Below are 5,723 nucleotides of genomic sequence, written 5' to 3'. Positions count from 1 at the left end.
GTGGACGGGCCCGGGGGCCACGGGGCCGGCCGGCCGGGGTGGTTCCGGCGCGCCGGGCCAGGGCCCGTCCACCGGGCGGGGTCGTGGGGGCTCGGCCTCGCCGCGACGCACGGGGGGCGCGGCGGCCGGACCGGGACCACGCTGCGGCGGCCCTGCCTGGCCCGGAGGCGTCGGGGCACCCGGACGCGGGCCGGCAGGCGAGGCGGGCTCCACCCCGTCCGGACCCAGCTCGGTGCGCTGCTGCTTCGCCGAGCGCAGGTCGTCGATCCAGCCGAACTCCTCGCCGCTGATGGGCTCCTCGGGCTCGGCCTCGGCCTTGCCCCGCCCCCAGCGGCGACCCTTGGCACGGGAGTCGCGCCGCTCTTCGGGGCCGTCCTCCGGTCGCTCCGAACCACGCGATCTCACTGCTGACCCTCCCCGGCGGTCTCACTGCCGCCCTCTCGTGCCGCGCCGGCGCCGCCCGTGTCCGTCTGTCGGCGGCCGCTGCCCGCCGGTCCGCTTCCGACCGCCACCGGCGCCTCCGTGGGGGCGGCCGGTGCGGGCAGCCCTCGGACGATACGGCGCAGCAGCGGCAGCCGCGCGGCGACCGAGCGCTCGGCGCCGTGCTGGCTGGGCCGGTAGTAGTCGGTGCCGGCGAGGTCGTCGGGAGCGTACTGCTGGGTGACCACGCCGCGCTGGTCGTCGTGCGGGTAGCGGTAGCCGGTCCCGTGCCCCAGACCCTTGGCGCCCGAGTAGTGCGCGTCGCGCAGCCCGCGCGGCACCGGCCCGCCCCGGCCGGCCCGCACGTCGGCGATGGCCGCCCCGATCGCGGTGGTGGCCGAGTTGGACTTCGGTGCGGTGGCGAGGTGGATCACCGCCTGGGCGAGGTTGAGCTGTGCCTCGGGCAGCCCGACGTACTCCACGGCGTGGGCGGCGGCGGTGGCCACGCTCAGCGCGGTCGGGTCGGCCATGCCGACGTCCTCACTGGCGAAGATGACCAGGCGCCGGGCGATGAACCGGGCGTCCTCGCCGGCGACCAGCATCCGGGCCAGCCAGTGCAGCGCGGCGTCCACGTCCGAGCCGCGCATGCTCTTGATGAAGGCGCTGGTCACGTCGTAGTGGGCGTCGCCGGCCCGGTCGTAGCGCACGGCCGCCACGTCGACCGCCTGCTCGGCGGTGGCGAGGTCGATGCGTTCGGCGCCGAGGGCCGTGGCGGAGGCCGCCGCCGCCTCCAGCGCCGTGAGCGCCTTGCGCACGTCGCCGGCCGCGAGGCGTACGAGATGGTCCTCGGCGTCGGTCTCGAGGGTGAGCGCGCCGCCCAGGCCGCGCTCGTCGGCGACCGCGCGGCGCAGCAGGTTGCGCACGGCCGCGTCGTCCAGCGGCTGGAGGGTGAGCAGCACGCACCGCGACAGCAGGGGGGAGATGACCGAGAAGTACGGGTTCTCGGTGGTCGCCGCGAGCAGCGTGACGGTGCGGTCCTCGACGGCGGCGAGCAGCGAATCCTGCTGGGTCTTGCTGAACCGGTGCACCTCGTCGATGAAGAGCACCGTCTGCGGGCCACCGGAGCGGCGCTGGCGGCGGGCGGTCTCGATCACCGCGCGCACGTCCTTCACCCCTGCGGTGAGGGCCGACATGGCGACGAACCGGCGGTCGGTGGCCCGGGCCACCAGGTGCGCGATTGTCGTCTTGCCGCTGCCAGGCGGGCCCCAGAGGATGACCGACATCGGCGCGGTGGCCGAGACGAGTTGGCGCAGCGGGGCACCCGGCGCGAGCAGGTGATCCTGCCCGACCAGCTCGTCGATGCTGCGCGGGCGCATCCGGACGGGCAGCGGCGAGTCCTCCCCCACCGCCGTGAACCCGTCCACGCCGACGGAACCCGCGGGCGTGGGGGGCGCCCCGGCGGGCTCACCGAGGGAGAAGAGTGCGTCGGACTCCATCACGGGAACAGTACAAGGCCCGACCGACGGCGCCGGAAGCGCGCCGTCGAGCCGGGCCCTGGATGATCGTTTGCGGTCAGCCGCGGCCGGGACGCCGGCCCCGGTACCACCGGCCGCCGCCCCCGCCGCCCCCGCCGCGCGGGCCCCTGCCGACCCCGGCCAGGTAGAGGGAGAGCAGCAGCAGGCCGATGAGGACGAGGGTGTTCCAGTTGAACAGGTCCGGAGCACCGAAGTTGGTGTTCAGCAGGTCGATGAGCAGGGCGAAGCCGAAAACGACCGCCGCGAGAATGGCGAGCATGACGTTCCTCCGGTGGGGGTTCCCAGTGGGTCGGCGCGGGATGTACCCAATCGGTCCGCTCGCCAATCTCCACCGTGGAGCGGACCCGTGTCCGACCGGCCCCGGCACCGGTCGGACGACGGGGTCCGCCGGCGGGAGGCCGGACCGCGTCCTAGGCTTGCGGACATGATCATCGCCGACCAGGTCCTGGAGGGTCGGGACGCCATCCTGGCGGCCGCCGGCCACCACCCGTACGCCCGGCACGCGCTCACCCGCGGCGAGCGGCCACGCGGCTGGCGGCGCGGCGACGCGGTGGGCTGGCTGCTGCCGGCGGAGCACGGCCCGGCCGGCGGCGCGATCGGCGCCCCGGGGCCGGCGGTCGAGATCTTCGCCGACCTGGTCGCGCGGGGCGCGCTCCGGCCGGGCCAGTGGCTGCACCTGCCGCGGCTCGACCCGACGGCGCTGCCCGACCGGCTGGCCGTGGCCCGGCACGACGAGTGGGACTTCCTCTGGACCAGGGCCGCGCCGCCGCGCCAGCCCGACGAGGAACGGGTGGTCCGGCTCACCGAGGCCGACCACCCGGCGCTGACCGCCCTTATCGACGAGTCGTTCCCCACCACCACCTCGCGCCCGGGCGACCCGAGGATCGTCGACTGGTACGGCATCTGCGACGGCGACCGGATCGTCGCCTGCGGCGCCGACCGCAGCCGGGGCGACATCGGCTTCCTCGCCGGCCTGACCGTCGCCCCCGACCGGCGCGGCCGGGGGTTGGGGGCGGCGCTGACCGCCGCGATGACCCGGGCCCTGCTCGCCCGCCACGACACCGTGGCGCTCGGCGTCTACAGCGTCAACGTGGGGGCGATCCGGCTCTACCGGCGGCTCGGCTTCACCGGCGGCCTGACCCGCAGCTCGGTGCGCCTCGGCTGAGCCCTCGCCGCGGGACGGTCGACCGATGTACCGACGGTCACCTCGACGGGGGCAGCACCGCCGGCTCCGGCTCCGGCGCCTCCGCGCCGAACCGGCCCGGCTCGGCCGTCGGATCGGTGGCCGGGTCGGTGGCAATGGCGGAGCCGGTCCGTCGGCCCGCCCGCCAGGCGGGCAGGTAGAGCGGCGCGGCGACGGCCAGCACCACGGCGCCGACCAGCATGGCGACGGTGACGCTGACCGAGTCGGCGAGTGCGGTGAGCACGATGGCGCCGACCGCGAACCCGGGCTGCCCCATCATGGAGTTGAGCGAGATCACGCTGGTCCGGTACGGGCCGTCGACCTGCCGGTGCAGCAGCCCCATGTGCAGCGGGTTGGACGCGCCGTGCACGGTGTAGCAGGCCAGGTAGGCGACCAGCACCCCGACCGGGCCGGCCAGCAGGCCCATCCCGACGATCGTCGCTCCCTGCACGATCCGCAGCAGGGCTGCGCTCGGTGCGGCCCCCAGCCAGCGCAGCAGCAGCGGGGTGAGCGCCGCGCCGGCCGCACCGGCGAGCCAGGCCGCCGAGCTGGCCGGCCCCAGCAGCGCCGCCGCCCGGTCCGGGTCACCGACCACCTCGGCCAGCCGGACCGGCAGCAGCGACTCGAAGGTGACCATGCCGAAGCCCCAGAACAGCTCCACGCAGACCAGGGCGAGCAGCACCCGGGAGCGGCGCAGCAACCCGAACGCCTGCCCGACCATCCGGGGCGCCTCGGCGACCGACGCCCGCAGCGCGCCGGCGCCGCTGCCCGGGCGGACCTCGACCAGCAGCACCAGCAGGGCGACCAGGGCCACCGCCTGGAGCGCGATCGCGACCAGCACCGGCACGGTCAGCGCGCTGACCGGCCCGACCGGCCCCAGCGCGACCAGGCCGCCGCCGAGCAGGGCGCCCGCGCCCATGGCGACGCCGACGACCGTGCCGGCGTGGCCGAGGCCCGGCTCGTAGCGGGCGTCCGGGTCGGCGGCGAGGGTGGCGTCGACGTACCAGGCCTCCATCGGGCCGCTGTCGAGCGCCCGGAAGACGCCCTGCAACGCCCAGACCAGGAAGAAGAGCGCGAACGAGTCCGCCACGGCGAAGAGCGCGAGCGAGCCGAGGTTGACCAGCCACGCCACCACCAGGACCGGACGGCGGCCGAGGGCGTCGGCGAGGCCGCCGGTGGGCAGTTCCAGCGCCAGCACGACCAGGCCCTGGGCGACGGTGACCAGCCCGATCTCGGACAGCGTCAGGCCGCGCTCCTGCATGAGCAGGATCATCACCGGGACCATCAGCCCGGTGGGCAGCCAGCGAAGCCCGTGCAGCAGCAGGAAGCGGCGCCGGACCTGGCGTACGGACAGTGCGCTCACCGCCCCTGCTCCACCCGGGGGAAGGCGGCCAGGAAGACGAGCACCGACTCCGCCTCCGGCTCGTCGGGCACCGGTTCGTCGCGGTAGCGCTGGAACAGCTGCCACACCTCGTCGTTGAGGGCCCGCAGGCGCGCCGGGCCGAGCGTCAGCAGCATGTCGCTCATGCCGGCGGCGTCGCGCCATTCGCGGGAGTAGCCGTGCTCGACGGCCATCCAGCGCTCGGCCTGCTCGGCCAGCAGCCGCGCCTGGTCGGCCTGGATCCACTGCACGGCCGCCCGGGCGTCCGGGTCGTCGTCGAAGTCGGTCGGCTCGAAGTTGCTGATGTCGTGCGCCGCCTGCCACCACCGCTGCCGGCCGGTGCCCCGGTCGGGGTCCTCCGTCACCAGCCCCACCTCGGCGAGCTGGCGCAGGTGGTAGCTGGTCGCCCCGGTGTTGGTGTCCAGCTTCCCGGCCAGCGCGGTCGCGGTCGCGGGGCCGTCCGCGCGCAGCGTGCCGAGCAGCCGCATCCGCAGCGGATGGGCGAGGGTGCGCACCTGCCGGGCGTCCAGGTGGACGGTGCGCGGGGCGGTCGGTCGCTCGTTCTCCATGAACACACAATACTTGTGCACATATTGGTTGCACAATAGTTGTGCACAAAAGATGTGCAGCGGCGATGGCCGGTGGCCGGGCGGCTCAGGAAGCGAACAGCTCGCGGACGCCGCGCAGGCGCGTCGGCAGCAGGGCGGCGGCGCGGGACGAGTCGAGGCGCACCTGCACGGGGCGGACGAGGCGCGAGGCGGCGACGGTGGTGGTCTTCAGCCCGGCCGGGTCGAGGCCGAACCGCGCCGCCACCAGCAGCCCCAGCTCGGCCCGGCTCACCGCGTCCGGGCCGGCCACGTTGAGCGTGCCGGCGTACCGGCTGTCCACCAGGTCGAGCACGGCGGCCGCCAGATCGGCGACGTGCACCGGGCAGCGGATGTCGTCGGTGTACAGGGCGGCCCGCCCCGCGAGGGCGTCGAGACAGAGCCGGATCTGGTTGCTGCGCTCGTCGCCCACGATCAGCGAGGTGCGCACCAGCGCCGCGCCCGGGTCGATCGCCCGCACGGCGGTCTCCGCCGCCGCCTTCGCCGCCCCGTACGCGAAGACCGGGCTCGGTGGCTCGTCGTCGGCGTACGGCTCGGGGCGGCCGGCGTGCAGCGCGTCGCTGGACAGGTGCACCAGCCGCGCACCCGCCTCGGCGGCG

At 75.7% G+C, this 5,723-nt stretch carries 6 protein-coding genes and 1 pseudogene; 1 reads left to right on the top strand and 6 read right to left on the bottom strand.

Annotated features, from left to right (window positions below; all coding sequences use genetic code 11):
- From ACSNN9_RS27480 to ACSNN9_RS27470, 3 genes and pseudogenes are all read right to left on the bottom strand, one after another.
- A pseudogene (locus ACSNN9_RS27480) lies at nt 1-405 on the bottom strand (hypothetical protein); the annotation flags it as partial.
- Nucleotides 402-1,916 (bottom strand): replication-associated recombination protein A, encoded by a 1,515-nt coding sequence (locus tag ACSNN9_RS27475; protein ID WP_436676192.1) that lies wholly within the window; start codon nt 1,914-1,916, stop codon nt 402-404. The pseudogene ACSNN9_RS27480 and the gene ACSNN9_RS27475, both read right to left, overlap by 4 nt.
- Before the next feature lie 76 nt (nt 1,917-1,992).
- Nucleotides 1,993-2,214 (bottom strand): hypothetical protein, encoded by a 222-nt coding sequence (locus tag ACSNN9_RS27470; protein ID WP_366644360.1) that lies wholly within the window; start codon nt 2,212-2,214, stop codon nt 1,993-1,995.
- A 165-nt stretch (nt 2,215-2,379) separates the two neighbouring features.
- On the opposite strand from ACSNN9_RS27470, the gene ACSNN9_RS27465 reads away from it, so the two are divergent.
- The gene (locus ACSNN9_RS27465) at nt 2,380-3,120 is read left to right on the top strand and encodes a GNAT family N-acetyltransferase (RefSeq protein ID WP_436676190.1); all 741 of its coding nucleotides are present in this window, start codon (nt 2,380-2,382) and stop codon (nt 3,118-3,120) included.
- Nucleotides 3,121-3,157: 37 nt separating this feature from the next.
- Here ACSNN9_RS27465 and ACSNN9_RS27460 read toward each other — a convergent pair whose 3' ends face one another.
- The 3 genes from ACSNN9_RS27460 to ACSNN9_RS27450 form a co-directional block, all read right to left on the bottom strand.
- The gene (locus ACSNN9_RS27460; RefSeq protein WP_436676188.1) at nt 3,158-4,501 is read right to left on the bottom strand and encodes an MFS transporter; all 1,344 of its coding nucleotides are present in this window, start codon (nt 4,499-4,501) and stop codon (nt 3,158-3,160) included.
- On the bottom strand, nt 4,498-5,088 hold the full coding sequence (locus ACSNN9_RS27455; protein WP_436676186.1) for a helix-turn-helix domain-containing protein: 591 nt from the start codon (nt 5,086-5,088) through the stop codon (nt 4,498-4,500). The genes ACSNN9_RS27460 and ACSNN9_RS27455 overlap by 4 nt, the downstream gene beginning before the upstream one ends.
- An 85-nt stretch (nt 5,089-5,173) precedes the next feature.
- Nucleotides 5,174-5,723, bottom strand: a 550-nt coding sequence (locus tag ACSNN9_RS27450; protein WP_436676184.1) for a sugar nucleotide-binding protein, incomplete at its 5' end; no start/stop codon positions are given.

Source organism: Micromonospora sp. URMC 107, assembly GCF_051386315.1.
GTDB lineage: Bacteria > Actinomycetota > Actinomycetes > Mycobacteriales > Micromonosporaceae > Micromonospora.
Note: the sequence above shows the minus strand (reverse complement) of the source record. Positions and strands in the feature narration are given on the sequence as shown.